We start from the raw sequence: 16037 nt of genomic DNA on the forward strand, positions 1-16037 counted from the left end.
CTCGGTGTTCCATCGTGTCGTCGCTCGTGTTACGGGGTGGCCGGCTTGCCCCGGCCATACAGCCAGGTCGCGAACATGGCGTCCAGGTTCTTGCCGGAGATGTGCTTGCTCAGTGCGATGAACCCGGCCGAGTCGGCGTGGCCGTACCGGTGTTCGCTCGCCCAGGCCCGGAGGATGGCGAAGAAGTCCCGGTCGCCCACGGTCTGGCGCAGCTTCTCCAACACCATCGCACCGCGCGCGTAGGGCGGCTTGCCGAAGATGTGCCCGCCGTCGCCCGGGTCACCGGCCGGGAAGGACCACAGCGCGTCGGTCTCCGGCAGTGCGTAGTCGGTGGCGAACTTCTGCGCCGTGCTCGGGCCGCCGTGCTCGGCGTCCCACAGCCATTCGGCGTAGGTGGCGAAACCCTCGTTCAGCCAGATGTCCTGCCATTTCGTCAGCGTCACCGAGTCACCGAACCACTGGTGCGCCGTCTCATGCACCAGGGTGTCCAGCCGCGGTGCCCGGTCGTAGATCGGCCGGGTCTGGGTCTCCAGGGCGTAGCCGACGTCGGGCGCGTCCTGGACGATCGAGCCCGCGGCGTCGAACGGGTATCGACCGAAGAGCCTGCTCTCGAACTCGATCACGGCGGGCAGTTGGTCGAGTACCGGCTTGGCCGCCGCGGCCTGGCTCGGGGCGACCGCGTTGTACACGGGCAGCCCGCTCCGGGTGGTGTACTGCTCGGTCTGGAACCGGCCGATGCTCGCCGTCGCCAGGTAGGCGGCCATCGGCTGCGACTCGCGCCACGCGAACGTGGTCTTGCCACCGCGGCTGCGCCGGTCGCGCAACCGGCCGTTGGACACCGCGGTCCAGCCGTCGGGGACGGTGACCTCGACGTCGTAGGTGGACTTGTCGCTCGGGTGGCTGTTGCTGGGGAACCAGGTCATCGCGCCCTGGGGTTCACCGGCCACGAAGACCGAGTCGTCGGGTTGGATGATCCAGCCGTCGGGGGAGCCGTCCGGGTCGTACACATGCGCCGGTACACCCGAGTAGGAGACGACCACGTGGAACCTGCGGCCCTTGTCCAGCGCCCGGGACGGGGTGACGGTGAGTTCGTTGCCCGCGCGGCTGAAGGCGGCCCGTCGGCCGTCGATCCGCACACTGTCCACGGTCAGTCCGGACAGGTCGAGGTTGAACGAACTGAGCTTTTGGGTGGCGGTGACCGTGAGGTCGGCGGTGGCCACGAGGTTTTTGGTGGTGGGTGTGTAGTCCAGGTCGAGGCCGTAGTGGACGACGTGGATTCCACCGTTCCCGGAGTCCGGGAAGTACGGGTCGCCCGCCCCGGGAGCACCGGGCGTGGCAGCGCCCCCTTGCGTTCCGGCACCCACCAGGAGGGCGGCGAGCACGGGAGTCGCGACGAGGGCGAGGAGGGGACGGGCGATCTTCGATGCCAAGGTGATGGCCTCCTGTGTCGTGGCTGGGTGCCGCCTCGGCTGTACAACACCGCGGCGGCGGATCCGACGTGGCGCACGATCGACGCACCGCGACGCGCGTGGAACGGTATAAACCGCCCGGCGCGCCGCGGCGGCCATCACTCTACGGTCGAACTCGCGGGCGATAAACAGGTTGCGCGTGGTCATCCGGGTGACGAACGGGCGTCATCACGTCGGCGGACCGGCCCGGGATCACCCGAGGTCACCGCGGGCCCACCACCGACCACCCGGCGTGCGGACCGGCTCACGAAGCCGGGGGCCGTGGACACGCAGAGGCACCGGGAGGCCGGCATGCCGGGAGCCTGGGAGGCCGATACACGCGGGCCGCAAGGGGCCTACCACTTCCCGTCGTTGGTCACCAGGACCTGCGCGGCCGTGTGGTTCGCCCGTCGCGACACCTCCGCCGTCGGACGCGCGGCCGCCTCCAGCGCGGCGCGGTCGACCTTGCCCTCGGCATCGATCGGGATCCGGTCCAGCGGAACGAGTGTGGGCAGCATGTACTCCGGCAACTCCAGCCGCAGCCGCTCGCCCAGCGCCGCCACGTCCAGCGCGGGCACACCCAGGGCCGCGCCGCCGCTGCCCGCGCCGATCACGGCCGGGACCGGAGCCGGGGTGACACACGCGACGATCTCGGTGCCGTTGTCCGTGGGCCGGCCGAACACCACCGTGTCGGCCACCGTCGGCTGGCGCCGTACCACCGCCTCCACCTCGCCCAGTTCCACCCGCACGCCCTTGGCCTTGACCTGGTGGTCCCGGCGCCCGAGGAACTGGAACGACCCGCAGGGCAGTTGCCGCACCCGGTCGCCGGTGCGGTACAGCCGGCGCCCGCCGCGCGGGTCGAACGGGTCCGGTACGAACGCGGCGGCGGTGGCCGCGGGGGCGTTCAGGTAGCCGTGCGCCAACCCCTCGCCGCCCACGTACAGTTCGCCCTCCTCGCCGGCCGCGACCGGGAGCCCTCTCGGGTCGAGCGCGTACGCCGTGCCGTCGCCGAACGGCCTGCCGATGGGCACCACTCCGGCCCGGAGGTTGTCCGGCGTGATGTCGTGGGTGGTGCTGAACGTGGTGTTCTCGGTGGGCCCGTACCCGTTCACCACCCTGGCCGGCGGCCGGCCGCCCGCGAACAACTTCTCCAGGCGGCGCGGATCGTGCGGCTCGCCCCCGGCCAGCAACACCCGCAGTCGGCCCAGCGCGTCGGGCGCGACGTCGATCACCTGGTTGAGCAGCGTGGTGGTGAGCCACAACACGGTGATCCGCTGCTCGGCGAGGAAGGCCCGCAGGCGGGTCGGCGAGAGCACCACGTCGGCGTCCTCGATCACCAGCGTGGCGCCGCCGGAGAGCGCGCCCCAGATCTCGAAGGTCGACGCGTCGAACGCCGGGTTGCACAGCTGCGCGACCCGGTCCTCGACGCCGATCCGCAGATACTCGGCGTGCGGGACGAGTCGGCTGATCGCCCGGTGCGGCACCATCACCGCCTTGGGCGTACCGGTGGACCCGGACGTGGACATCACGTAGGCGATGTCGTCCCCGTGCACGCGCGGCGGCGTCGACGAGGGCGCCGTCCGGGCCCCGGATCGGCGCCGCTCGGCGAGCAGTTCCAGGCACAACACCGGTACCAGGTCGACCACGAGCGCCGCGGTGGTCTCGTCGGCGACCAGGGCCGCCTGGGCGGTGGCCCGGACGATGCCGCGGGTGCGGGCGGTCGGTTGCCGTACGTCCACCGGCAGGTAGGCGCATCCCGCGTGCAGCACGCCCAGGCACGCGATGACCAGGTCGGCGCCGCGACCGATCGGGACGGCCACCACCGCGCCCCGACGCAGCCCGGCGGCCCGCAGTCCGGCGGCCACCTCGGCGGCCTGCTCGTCCAACTCGCGGTAGGTCAGCTCGCGTTCACGGTGGCGCAGCGCGATCGCGTCCGGGCGCTCCCGCGCGTGTCGGCGTACGAGTTCGTGCACCGGCACATACTCCGCGTCCTCGACGATCGGGCTCGCCATGCGTCGGGCCTCGACGAACCCGGCGGCCGGGCCGAAGGTTTCTCCACGCGGGGCCTTTCCGGCCTCGACGTCGGACCCGAGCCCGATCGCGTCCACGGCCCGCGGCGGCACCGCCTCGATCCGGGCGGCCCGCTCCCCCATCGTGCGCCGCCGTGCGGTGCGCCTCGGCAACACCGCGGTCGAAAGCGGCAGTTCCACATCCGGGTCGGCGAAGGCCGCCTCGATCGCGGTCATCATCCGGGCATGCAGGTCGGCCGCCGCCTGCTCGCTGAACAGGCCGGTCCTGTACTCCAGTTCGGCGATCGTACGCTCGCCCCGTCGGGTCAGCGCCCACAGCAGTTCGTACTTCGTGGCGCCGGTGGGCATCGACGTGCGGCCGGCCCACGAGCGGCCCAGTCGCAGTCCCCGATCCGAGGTGTCCAGGTAGCTGAACCCGACCTGGGCGAGCGGGGCGCGCGACTGCTCGCCGGGCGCCGGCGGCAGCGCCGCGACGATGCGCCGGAAGGGTACGTGCCGCCGGGCCAGCGCCTCGGCGACCACCCGGCGGACCCGTCGGGCCAGGGCGCGGGCGGTCAGGCCCGGGGTCAGGGTCAGCCGCAACGGCAGGGTGTCCACGAACGTGCCGACCTCGTCCCGCTGTCGGGGCCCGCGGGTGGACACCGGTACGGCCACCACGAGGTCGCGCTCGCCGGTCACCGCCGCGAGGCCGACGAGGTAGCCGGCCACCCAGGTCATGAACGGGCTCAGCCGCTCGCCGGCGGCCACCGCCCGCAGCGCGGCGCTCGCCGCGGCCGGGACCACCATGCGGTGCACGCCGCCCGCGACGTCGAGCGTCCCGGGCCGGGGCAGGTCGTGCGGCAGCGCGATGGCGCGCGGGCACCCGGCCAGGGTCGCCCGCCAGGAGGCGAGCGCGGCGGCCGGGTCGGCGACGAGTGGGGCCGGGGGCGGTCCGAGCGGGTTCGCCCGTGCGACCGGGTCCGGCGCTCCCGCGTACCGGCGCTGCAACTCGCCTTCGAGCAGCGCCAGCGAGGCGGTGTCGCAGACGAGGTGGTGTGCGGTGAGCAGGAGTTCGGCGCCGACCTCGCCCCGGTCCACCACCAGGGCGCGCAGCAGGGGTGGGTGGGCGAGGTCGAACGGGGTCCGGATCTCGTCGTCCAGCAGGGTGCGTACCACCGTGTCGGGCACGCCCTGGGCATCCACCCAGCGTACCGGCACCGACACCCCGGACACCTCGAACGCCCGTCCCGGCGCGGCGAATCCGCGCTGCAGCGCGGTGTACCGTCCGGCCACCTCGTCCAGCGCGGCGATCAGCCGGGGCACGTTCGGCGAGCGGGCGAACCGGTAGTGGGCGTCGACGTGGTGGACCGGCGTTCCCGGGTGCCGCTGCTCGGCCACCCACAGGTGCTCCTCGGCCGGGGTGAGTTCGCGGAACTCGTCCTGCCCCGGGGCCACGTGCCCGTCGCCTAGCGCCGCGAGAAGCCCGCCGAACTCCGGGTGGTCGTAGAGGATGTCGAGCGCCAGATCCTCGGAGCCGGTCAGCTCCCGCAGCGCGATCGCGGTCTCCACGGCCGCGACCGAGTCGCCGCCCTCGGCGAAGAAGTCCGCGTCGTCTCGAATCGGAACCCCGGCCTCCGCATCCGCGTCGGCACCACATCCGAGCCCGCCTCGCCAGACCCCGGCGACCGCCGCCCGCCAACCGGCCGCGACACCACCGTCACGACCACCGGACCCGCCCGCGGCGGACCCGATCCGCCCGTCGGCCGCACCCGCCCCGTTCATCGTCCACGACCCCTCTCGTACCCCCGCAACGCCTTGGGGAATTCCCGCCCTTGCCCGGAGTCGCGGTCCATCGTGACGCCCTTCCCATCGGTGCGATACCTCGGCGGAAGCCCCGTGGCGATGTGTTCGTCGGCAAACGTTCGCACCGTAAGGACGCGAATACGAGGGCGTCAAGGATAGGAAACGGAGAATGCACCGATAGGAAAAGGAAAGGCGGCCCGCATATCGTGCGTGTCCAGGGGGGAGCGCCCATTCGCACCGTGACGCCGTATACGCGCGTGGCGACGTGATCGGCGAGGCGGGTGGGGCGAGCCCGGTCCGGGGAGACGTTCCCGGACGGATCGGGTCCGAGGCGGCGTCCTCGGATCCACGACACGTGCGGAAGTGGGAGCGTGTCCGGGGCCGAGACCGGCTCCGGACCCGAATGCACGTGTCGAACCGGGAGCGTTCCGGGGTCACCGCGCGTCCCGAGGGGAGGGCGGGACGCGGCGAGGGTGGGGGCCGGAAGCGCACCGGCAGGGGTGGACGGCCGGACCCGTGTCGTCGTCCGGACCGGAGTACGGCGGGGCCGGCCAGGCTCGCGCGTACGACCGGACGACGGCCGGGCCCGGCCGCCCGCTCGGAACCGGGCGTGTGCCGCGAACGTTCCGCCTGCTCCGTACAAGCCACCCGCTCGGACCGCGCCGCCTACTCCGCACGCACCGTCGCGGCACCGGATCCGCCCGACGGGCAACCCTCCGCGCGCAGCGCACGCACCTGCGGGATCACCGCCCGAACCCACGCGCCGGCATCGCCCACCGACCCGGACCCGGACCCGAACGCGCCCGATTCCAGGCCGGGTTCGAGCCGATCCCCGACCAGCGCCGACGCCGCCGACCCGGCCCGCGGCCGCGGCATGTTCGCCGCGAGCGCGCGTGCGGCCACCGCGAGCACGTCCGCCTGCCGCTCCTCGCCGCGCCCGTGCCCGGTATCGGCCGGGTCGAGCAACGTGCGGATCTCCAGGGCATGTTCCCCGGGGCCGACATCGGCCGCCGCCGAGCGCGGGTGGGCCCGTGGCGCACGCGTCGACGCGTCGGGCGCCGAGGCGGCCTCGACGAACTCGTCGCCGAACCCCACCACCGCGTGTCCGGCGTCCGGGTGGGTCCGGGCCTCGGACAGGGTGACCGTGCTCATCGCGAGTCCGCGCGCGTGCTCCAGGAACCCGGCGGCGGCGGCCTGTCGGATGGCCGCCAGGATCCACGGGCGTTCCTGTGCGTACCAGGCGAGCGGATCGGCCAGCAGCCGCTCGACCAGCTCGGCGGAGAACATCCGCTGCCGCCCGCCCGCGTGCGACCCGCTCGACCCTGCCCCGCGCTGTCGCCGCCGCGCCTCGCCGAGCAGGAACAGCAGTACGCCCAGGGTGCGTTCCAGCGCCGCGCGGCGGACCCCGGGCGGCTCGTCCGCGGCCAGCCGCTCCCGGGCGAAGGTGTACACCAGCTCGGGGAATCGGTAACGGGCCACCCCGGTACCGGCGTTCACCTCGACGTCGAGGAGATAGCACTCGGCCAATTCCTCCAGCGGGTCCTGCGCCCGCAGCGGGTCGGTGCCGAGCAGCGGCGCGCCGACCCAAGAGGCGAATCCGGGGGCCTGGAGCAGGGCGAGCAGCCGAAAGAGCCGCCGGGCCTCGGGAGTCAGGCTCTCGTAGGTGGGCGTGATGCTCCCCCGTACACTCACCTCGCCGTAGCACAGCTCGTCCAGTCGCCGGGAGCCGTTGCCGAGCCGGGTGACCAGATCCGACACGCTCCAGTGCGGCCGGGCCGCCAGCCGGGTGGCCACGATCCGCAGCGCCAGCGGCAGGTGCTCGCACGCGGCGCACAGGGCGGCCGCCGCGTCCGGCTCGGCGGTGATCCGGTGCCGGCCCGCGATCCGGGCGAGCAGTTCGACCGAGCCGTCCGGGTCGAAGGCGGGCACCTCCAGCCGATCGGCGGCGGGCAGGCCGGTGAAGCGGCGCCGGGAGGTGACCAGGACTCGGCACTCCGGAGTGCCGGGCAGCAGCGGCAGGACCTGGCTCTCCGCGGTCGCGTCGTCCAGGACCACCAGCACCCGGCGGCCGGCGAGCAGGTCGCGATAGGTCTCGGCGCGCTCCTCCAGGCCGTCCGGGACGGCCGATCCACTCAGGCCCAGCGCGCGCAGGAAGCGGCCGAGCACGTCGCGGGGGTCCACCGGGCCGTCCGCCGAGGTCAGGTGCGCGAAGAGTTGGCCGTCGGGGAAGTCCGGGGCCAGCCGGTGTGCGGCGTGCACGGCCAGGGTGGTCTTGCCCACGCCGCAGCGTCCGGTGACCACGGTGATCGGTACCGCCGTGCCGGGCCCGGTGGTCTCGCGCGGCCGGGTCAACTCCCGGGCGAGGTCCACACGTCCGGTGAAGTCGGCGAAGTCGGCGGGCAGCAGGCGCGGCACCCGGGTCGGCGCGATCACGACCGGTTCGATCATCGCCCGCGCGGTGGGTCGCACCGGATCCGGGTCGCCGCTCAGGATGGCCCGGTGCAGCCGGCGCAGGTCCTCGCCCGGCTCGATGCCCAGTTCCTCGATCAGGATCTCCCGGGCCCTGCGGTACTCCTCCAGCGCCTCGGCCTGCCGGCCGGCCCGATACAACGCGGTCATCAGCAGCACCCGCAGCCGCTCGCGCAGCGGATGCGCGGCGACCAGGGCGAGCAGTTCGCCGACGGGCCCGTGCGGCGCGCCGGTGGCCAACTCCAGTTCCAGGCACTCCTCGTGCACCACCAGGCGGCGTTCGTCCAGGTGCGCGACGCCGTGCCGGACCAGTCGGCTGTCGATCCCGGCCAGCGCCGGTCCGTGCCACAGGTCGAGCGCGGCCCGGAACTCGCGGACGGCGCGTTCCGGTTGCCGCCCGGCCGCGGCGCGACGGCCGGCGGCCACCCCGGACTCGAAGGCGTGCAGGTCGAGTTGCCCGTCGGCGACGCGTAGTCGATAGCCCGGTGATCGGGTGGTGATCAGTCCGGGCAGCGCGGCGGCCGGGAGCTGTCGGCGCAGCGAGGAGATGCAGATCTGGATCTGTCCTCGGCTCGTGGTCGGCGGCGCCTTGTCCCATACGCCGTCCACGAGCCGGTCGGTGGGCACGATGTGGTTGGCCTCCAGGAGGAGCAGGGCCAGCACGGTGCGCTGCCGGGTGCCCTTGATGTCCACCGGTGCGCCGCCGTGGACCGATTCGAGCGGGCCGAGAATCCGGAATTCCATGGAACCCTCCAGTCAAGCGCGGTGGTGTCGCGACGGTCTCGGGGTGTCTCGCGGAGAATCGAGCCGTCGGTCGGACGGATGTGTCTCCACGCGCGTAGCCCCCCGCGCGCGCTCCTCCCGCTGCCGCTCGGGTCGGCCCGGGTGTGACGACCCGCCCGCCGGGCGCCCGTGGTGGGCGGACGACGCGACGGGCGAGTCGCGGGTACCTGGAGACGACATTGACACAACGGAAATTCGTCGGTCAATGACTCCGTGGCACGATTCGCTCGCCGTCCGCAATCACGGAACCACCCATATCACTTGATAATCGGCACAGTCGGTCGGCTCGTATATCAGCGCCGGGAAATCCCGAGCCCCCGACGAAGCCTCGGGGCGGCCGGCGCATCCCGGCCCGGAGCGATGCCCTCGACCACCGCGCGCACCGTGTCCGGAATTGCACGGACCATGTCGTTCCCGACACTGGCAGCGCCCCCGACGGGCGCGAAGGATGTGTATGTGCTTCCCCCGACCGGGTGTTCCGGTCGGGTCCCGATTCCGGAAAGCGAAATCATGAACGCCATCGCCACGAATACGCCGACCGCCGACGCCGCTCTCCGGGAAAGTGCGGTCGCGGTTTATGGAGCCTATGGACACACCGCGCGTTTCGTGGTCGCCGAATTGCATCGCCGGGGACGGACGGTGATTCTCTCCGGTCGGAACGAGGAAAAGCTCCGGGAACTCGACGAGCGGTATCCGGGCTCGTTGATCCGGATCGCCGACGTCACCGATCCGGCCGCGCTGGACCGGGCGTTCGCCGGCGCCGCCGCCGTGATCAACTGTGCGGGACCGTTCTCGCAGACCACCCTCCCGGTGGCCGACGCGGCGATCCGCGCGGGGGCGCACTATCTCGACGTGGCCGCCGAACAGGCGGCCACCGCCGCGCTGTTCGACACCCGGGGCGAGCGGGCCCGGGCCGCCGGGCTGGTGTTGGCGCCGTCGTTCGCCTTCTACGGCGCGCTGGGCGACCTGTTGGCCACCGTGGCGATGGGCGAACGGTCGGCGGCGGACGAGATCACCATCGCCTTCGGTCTGGACAGCTGGTTGCCCACCGAGGGCAGCCGACTCACCGGCCGGACCAACGCGGGACGGCACCTCGTGTTCACCGGCGGCCGGCTGCACCCCTTCTCGTACTCGAAGGAGCGGTCCGAGTGGCGCTTCCCCGCGCCGATGGGCACCCTGGCGGTCACCGAGTTCGCCACCGCCGACCAGGTCACCATCCCCCGTCACCTGCGCACCCCGGAGGTGCGCGCGGTGATGAACCTGGCCCCGCTGCGCGACGTCGACGACGCGAGCACGCCCAACCCTTCCCCCTCCCCCGGCGACGCCCTCGGCCGCTCCGCGCAGACCTTCCTCGTCGAGGTGGTCGTGCGCACCGGCGAGCGGGAACATCGCGCGGTGGCCGGCGGCAACGACATCTACGCGGTCACCGCGCCCCTCGTGGTCGAGGCCGCCGAACGGCTCCTGACCGGACGGCACACCACGACCGGCGTCCTGGCCGCGGGTGAGGCCTTCGACGCGGCCGACTTCCTGCGCGCGCTCACCCCGGACCACCTGAGCCGCCTCGAACTCCCGGGCGAGGGCGCCGAACAACCCACCGAGGACGCCGAACGCCCCACCACGATCGCCGCCGCCCGCTGACCCGGGCCCGGGCACCGTCGCATCGGGCCCGGGCCGCCGGACGTTCTCCGGAGGTTCATCCACGGGCCGGCTTCGTCCTCACCGCGCGTCGTCTGCCGGCGATTGACTCGGCGTGTTCGCACGATTCGTGCTCCCGCGCGGCCCCGCCCGCGTCGGGACGACAGAGGAGATGGCGTTGCGACGTATCCTTCCCGCGCTCGGTGTGGCCGGTGTGCTGCTCGCGACCGTGATCGCGGTTCCCGCCGCCGCGGCCCAGGACGACACGTCCCGTGGTTCGTCGCGGCCGTCGGCCCACCCGATCGTGATCGGGCACCGGGGGGCGAGCGGCTACCGTCCCGAGCACACCCTGGAGAGTTACCGCCTCGCGATCCGGATGGGCGCCGACTACATCGAGCCCGACCTGGTGTCCACCAAGGACGGCGTGCTGGTCGCCCGGCACGAGAACGAGATCTCCGGCACGACCGACGTGGCCGCGCACCCGGAGTTCGCCGCGCGCAAGACCACCAAGACCATCGACGGCGCGCCCGTCACCGGGTGGTTCACCGAGGACCTGACGCTGGCCGAGCTCAAGACGCTGCGCGCGAAGGAGCGGCTGCCGCAGGTCCGGCCCACGAACACCACGTTCGACGGGAAGTTCGAGGTGCCGACCTTCCAGGAGGTGCTGGACCTGGCCCGCACCGAGGGCCGCCGGCTCGACCGCACGATCGGCGTGTACCCGGAGACCAAGCACCCGAGCTACTTCCAGTCGATAGGTCTGGCGCTGGAGGAGCCGTTGGTGCGGGTCCTCAAGCAGAACCGGCTCGCCGGGCGCAAGGACAAGGTGTTCATCCAGTCCTTCGAGACCGCCAACCTGCGCAAGCTCGACCGCATGACCGACAACAAGCTGATCCAGCTGCTGGACGCGAGTGGCCGCCCGTACGACCTGGTGGTGGCGAACGACCCGCGTACGTACCAGGATCTGGCCAAGCCGGAGAACCTGAAGTGGATCCACTCCTACGCCGACGGCATCGGGGTCAACAAGAACCTGATCGTGCCCCGCGACGCGGCGGGCAAGCTGCTCGCGCCGACCTCGGTGATCCGCGACGCGCACCGCAACCAACTGCTCGTGCACGCCTGGACGTTCCGCGCGGAGAACCAGTTCCTGCCGCTGGACTTCCGGCTCGGCGCCGACCCGAACGCACGCGGTGACATCACGTCCGAGTACGAACTCTTCTACGGCCTCGGCCTGGACGGCGTCTTCGCCGACCAGCCGGACACGGCCGTCGCGGCCCGCACCGGCCTCGGCCTCTGACGTCGGGCGTGCGATCGGCCCCGTACCGCCCGCGTCACGGCGGTACGGGGCCTGCGCCGTGTGCGGCGACCCGTCGGTGCCGCCGGCCCGGGGATCAGCCGAAGACCGTCCCGGAGTTGGCCGTGTTGACGCTGCGCCGGCGGGAGAACGCGCCCAGGTCGATGCGCTCGCCGGTGTGCGGGCCGACGAAGCACACCGGATCCGTGTCGTGGTCCGCCCCGTTGTCCACCGCCTCGATCAGGGCGGCCATCATTCGGCCCACCAGCGGGGCGTTCTTGAACTGGTTGCCGCTGGTGCCCATGGCCACGTAGTAGCCGTCCAGCTCGGTCCGGTCGTAGATCGGCGTCCAGTCGTCGGCGACGTCGTACACCCCGACCACCCCGCGCGCCCGATTCGGCACGGTCAACCCGCTCAGCCGCCGGGCCGCCCGCGTCACCTGGGCCTCGAACACGGCCCGCGTCGGGTTGGGGTTCGCCTCGTCCGGGTCGTCCAGCCATTGGAGCGGGTCGCACTCCGGCTCGGTCCCGCCGACCAGCAGCCCGCCGCCGACCTCGCCGCGCAGGTACACACCCAGGTCCAGGTCGGCCACAGCGACCCCGGCCGCGCCTTCCGGGTTGTAGCCGTCGGGTGCCCGGAGGTATCCGACCTCCTGCCGCAGCGGTCGCACCCCGATGGTGAAGTCGGCGCCCACACCCGCCAGTTCGTTGATCCGCCCGGACCAGGGCCCGGCCGCGTTGACGACCGTCGCACACGCGAGCCGGGACCCGTCGTCGAGCACCACCGTGCGCACCCGACCGGCCGTCGACTCGATCGCGGTCACCGTGCGCCGAAACCGGAACTCGGCGCCGTACCGCCGCGCCGCGGCGGCCAGGTTCTGCGTGGCCAGCTGCGGATCGCTCACGTACCCCGCGTCGGGGGTGAACACCGCCCCGAGCGTGCCGGTCGCCGGCGCCCAGAACCGCTCGTCGTCCAGGCGTCTGGGCGGCCAGTGGCGACCGGTGTCCAAACCCGGGATCCTGGCCGCCAGGGTCTTCGCGTCCCACTCCTCGTACGGCACCCCGACCGCGTCGAACAGCGGCAGGTAGGCCCCGCGCGGCGCGGCGTCCACATCCAGCAGGGCCAGCCCGCAACGCTCGAAGCGCACCGGGTCGGCGACCTCGCAGCCCAGGTGCTCGGGCCAGGCCCGCCAGCAGAACAGCGCCTCCCACGACGCGGCCACGCCGGCGTATGTGGAGAAGTTGAACCGCACGATCGCACTGGACGCGCCGGTCGAGCCCAGGCCCACACCGCCGGCCTTGTCCACCACCGTCACCCGCCGCCCCGCGCGGGCGAGTTCGAGGGCGATCGAGGAACCCATCACCCCCGCGCCGATCACCACGACGTCCGTACTCATCCGGGCTTCCTCCCTGAGATGCGGTGCGACACGTCACAGTCTCACCGGCCGGCCGCCCCGGTACAGCCGATCGTCGCGGTATGTCGCGCCGCACCCACGTTGCGTCCCGGGACCGGCAGGGCCCGCGACACACCATCACCCGTCGCAAGATATCTTGATGTCGAGCAATGTTGCGGACATGGAGCGGAGCATCCTGTGACTGACCCGACCATCATCTATACGCACACCGACGAGGCCCCGGCGCTGGCGACGTATTCGTTCCTGCCGGTGATCCAGGCGTACGCGGCGACGGCCGGGGTCAAGGTGGAGACCCGTGACATCTCCCTGGCCGGGCGCATCATCGCCCACTTCCCGGAGCGGCTGACCGCCGAGCAGCGCCTCGACGACGCGCTCGCCGAGCTGGGCGACCTGGCCAAGACGCCGGAAGCCAACATCATCAAGCTGCCCAACATCTCCGCCTCGATCCCGCAGCTCAAGGCCGCCATCGCCGAGCTGCGCGAGCAGGGCTTCGCGCTCCCGGACTACCCGGACGACCCGAAGACCGACGAGGACAAGGACGTCCGGGCCCGCTACGGCAAGGTCCTGGGCAGCGCGGTCAACCCGGTCCTGCGCGAGGGCAACTCGGACCGCCGCGCCCCCGCGTCCGTGAAGAGCTACGTCCGGGCGCACCCGCACCGCATGGGCGCCTGGACCGCCGAGTCGAAGACCGACGTCGCCACCATGGGCGCCGACGACTTCCGGTCCACCGAGAAGTCGGCCGTGATCGCCGAGCCGGGCACGCTGCGCATCGAGCTGGTGGGCGACGACGGCGGCACCACCGTGCTGCGCGAGTCGGTACCGGTGCTCGCGGGCGAGGTGGTGGACGCGTCGGTGATGCGCGCCGCGCCGCTGCGCGAGTTCCTGGCCGCCCAGGTCGCCAAGGCCAAGGCCGAGGACGTGCTGCTCTCGGTGCACCTGAAGGCCACCATGATGAAGGTCTCCGACCCGATCATCTTCGGCCACGCGGTCCGCGCCTTCTTCCCGCAGACGTTCGCCGAGCACGGCGCGGCTCTCGCGGCGGCCGGCCTGAGCCCCAACGACGGCCTCGGCGCCATCCTCAAGGGCCTGGACGCGCTGCCCGACGGCGCGAAGATCCGCGAGTCCTTCGACGCCGAGCTGGCCGCCGGTCCGGCACTGGCGATGGTCGACTCGGACCGCGGCATCACCAACCTGCACGTGCCCAGCGATGTGATCGTCGACGCCTCGATGCCGGCCATGATCCGCACCTCCGGGCACATGTGGGGCCCGGACGGCAAGGAGGCGGACACCCTCGCGGTGCTGCCGGACAGCAGCTACGCGGGCGTGTACCAGGTCGTCATCGACGACTGCAAGGCCAACGGCGCTTACGACCCGGCCACCATGGGCTCGGTGCCCAACGTCGGTCTGATGGCGCAAAAGGCCGAGGAGTACGGCAGCCACGACAAGACCTTCGAGGTCCCCGCCGCCGGCACGGTGCGCGTGGTCGACGGCGCCGGCACCGTGGTGCTGTCCCAGGTCGTGTCCGCGGGCGACATCTTCCGGATGTGCCAGACCAAGGACGCGCCGATCAAGGACTGGGTCAAGCTCGCCGTCTCGCGCGCCCGGGCCACCGGCGCCCCGGCCGTGTTCTGGCTGGACGAGGGCCGCGCGCACGACGCGAACCTGATCGCCAAGGTGAAGCGGTACCTGCCCGAGCACGACACCGAGGGCCTGCGGATCGAGATCCTGTCGCCGGTCGAGGCGACCGCGTTCTCCCTGGAGCGCATCCGTCGGGGCGAGGACACCATCTCGGTCACCGGCAACGTGCTGCGCGACTACCTGACCGACCTGTTCCCGATCCTGGAGCTGGGCACCAGCGCCAAGATGCTCTCGGTGGTCCCGCTGATGGACGGCGGCGGCCTGTTCGAGACCGGCGCGGGCGGCTCCGCGCCCAAGCACGTACAGCAGCTGGTCAAGGAGAACTACCTGCGCTGGGACAGCCTGGGCGAGTTCCTGGCCCTCGCGGTCAGCTTCGAGCACCTGGCCCAGTCGGTGGGCAACACCCGTGCCCAGGTGCTGGCGGACACCCTGGACCGGGCCACCGGTACGTTCCTCGACAACGACAAGTCGCCGAGCCGGCGCCTGGGTGGCATCGACAACCGCGGCAGCCACTTCTACCTGGCCCTGTACTGGGCGCAGGAGCTGGCCGCGCAGACCGAGGACGCGGCGCTGGCCGAGGCGTTCGCCGGGCTCGCGCACACGCTGCGCGAGCAGGAGCAGACGATCGTCGACGAGCTGATCGCGGTCCAGGGCAAGCCGGCCGACATCGGCGGCTACTACCGCCCCGACCCGGCCAAGGCGTCGGCGGTCATGCGCCCGTCGGCGACCTTCAACAGCGCGCTCGCCACGCTGGCCTGACCCGTTCGCACCCGCACCGCCCCGATCGGCCCCGCGCCGGTCGGGGCGGTGTCGGTTCGGCCCACCGTCACCGGGTGGCGAACGAGCGCGTCGAAGAGATACCCCCGGGTGTGAGCGTGGCGCGGTCCGGCCGGCCGCGCCCGGCCGCGTCGGCGCTATCGGGTCGGCAGTGGCCAGGCGTCCACGTCGCGGTAGTGGATCGGTCCGGGTCCGCGACCCTGGTTGCTCGCCACCAGGTGCAACGTGCGGGCGGGCCAGGGCCGTCCGGCGAAGTCGGCGAGTTCGGCGGCGGCCGCCGCGATGCCGTCGAGGTTGTCCCGGCGGGCCCGGGCCAGGGTCAGATGGGCCCGCAACGGCCGGTTCTCCAACGGGATTCCACAGTCCGCCACCACGCCCCGGACCGCGTCGGCCAGCGTGTGCAGCGCGTCCCGATCGCCGCGTACGTCGCTCCACAACACCCGTTCGTCGAACTGCCCGGCGCCGTGCAGCGCGAGGGTGAGCGGCTCGGCCGCGACGGCCACCTCCGCGAGCGGCGGCCGCAGCGCCTCGACCACGTCGACCGCGACCTCGCCGAGGAAGGCCAGCGTGATGTGCCAGTCCTCGATGCGATTCCAGCGCAGCCGAGGATGCGCGGCACGCACCGGCCGCAGGGCGCGCGCCAGTTCGTCCTTGGCGTCGTCGGGCGGGGCGAGGGCCACGAACAGGCGTACGGTCCGCGGCGCGGTGGGGGCTTCGTCGATCACAGGGGATGTCGTACCGCATCCTGCCGACCCACCGCGCGGCGGCCC

General features: G+C 72.7%; 8 protein-coding genes. 3 read left to right on the top strand and 5 right to left on the bottom strand.

Features of this window, described 5'->3' with window-relative positions:
• Positions 1-29: 29 nt before the first annotated feature.
• From ACFRCG_RS38815 to ACFRCG_RS38825, 3 genes are all read right to left on the bottom strand, one after another.
• On the bottom strand, positions 30-1430 hold the full coding sequence (locus tag ACFRCG_RS38815) for a M1 family metallopeptidase (protein ID WP_380040391.1): 1401 nt from the start codon (positions 1428-1430) through the stop codon (positions 30-32).
• Positions 1431-1804: 374 nt separating this feature from the next.
• Positions 1805-5239, bottom strand: coding sequence for an amino acid adenylation domain-containing protein (locus ACFRCG_RS38820; protein ID WP_380040393.1), 3435 nt, complete (start codon positions 5237-5239; stop codon positions 1805-1807).
• A gap of 687 nt (positions 5240-5926) precedes the next feature.
• Positions 5927-8473: a BTAD domain-containing putative transcriptional regulator gene (locus tag ACFRCG_RS38825; protein WP_380040395.1), complete on the bottom strand. Its 2547-nt coding sequence runs from the start codon at positions 8471-8473 to the stop codon at positions 5927-5929.
• 549 nt (positions 8474-9022) lie between these two features.
• Between ACFRCG_RS38825 and ACFRCG_RS38830 the strand changes: the two genes are divergently transcribed.
• Both ACFRCG_RS38830 and ACFRCG_RS38835 read left to right on the top strand, forming a co-directional pair.
• The gene (locus tag ACFRCG_RS38830) at positions 9023-10150 is read left to right on the top strand and encodes a saccharopine dehydrogenase family protein (RefSeq protein ID WP_380040397.1); all 1128 of its coding nucleotides are present in this window, start codon (positions 9023-9025) and stop codon (positions 10148-10150) included.
• A 169-nt stretch (positions 10151-10319) separates the two neighbouring features.
• Positions 10320-11441 (top strand): glycerophosphodiester phosphodiesterase, encoded by a 1122-nt coding sequence (locus ACFRCG_RS38835; RefSeq protein WP_380040399.1) that lies wholly within the window; start codon positions 10320-10322, stop codon positions 11439-11441.
• Positions 11442-11535: 94 nt separating this feature from the next.
• Here ACFRCG_RS38835 and ACFRCG_RS38840 read toward each other — a convergent pair whose 3' ends face one another.
• Positions 11536-12834, bottom strand: coding sequence for an NAD(P)/FAD-dependent oxidoreductase (locus ACFRCG_RS38840; RefSeq protein ID WP_380040401.1), 1299 nt, complete (start codon positions 12832-12834; stop codon positions 11536-11538).
• A 195-nt stretch (positions 12835-13029) separates the two neighbouring features.
• Between ACFRCG_RS38840 and ACFRCG_RS38845 the strand changes: the two genes are divergently transcribed.
• Positions 13030-15249 carry an NADP-dependent isocitrate dehydrogenase gene (locus tag ACFRCG_RS38845; protein ID WP_380040403.1) on the top strand — a complete coding sequence of 740 codons (2220 nt, stop codon included), beginning with the start codon at positions 13030-13032 and terminating at the stop codon, positions 15247-15249.
• Between the two features lie 155 nt (positions 15250-15404).
• Here the strand turns inward: ACFRCG_RS38845 and thpR are convergent, their stop codons facing one another.
• The gene (gene thpR, locus ACFRCG_RS38850) at positions 15405-15992 is read right to left on the bottom strand and encodes an RNA 2',3'-cyclic phosphodiesterase (protein ID WP_380040406.1); all 588 of its coding nucleotides are present in this window, start codon (positions 15990-15992) and stop codon (positions 15405-15407) included.
• Positions 15993-16037: the final 45 nt, after the last annotated feature.

The sequence above is a fragment of the Embleya sp. NPDC056575 genome (assembly GCF_042793325.1).
In the GTDB taxonomy this organism is placed as follows: Bacteria; Actinomycetota; Actinomycetes; order Streptomycetales; family Streptomycetaceae; genus Embleya.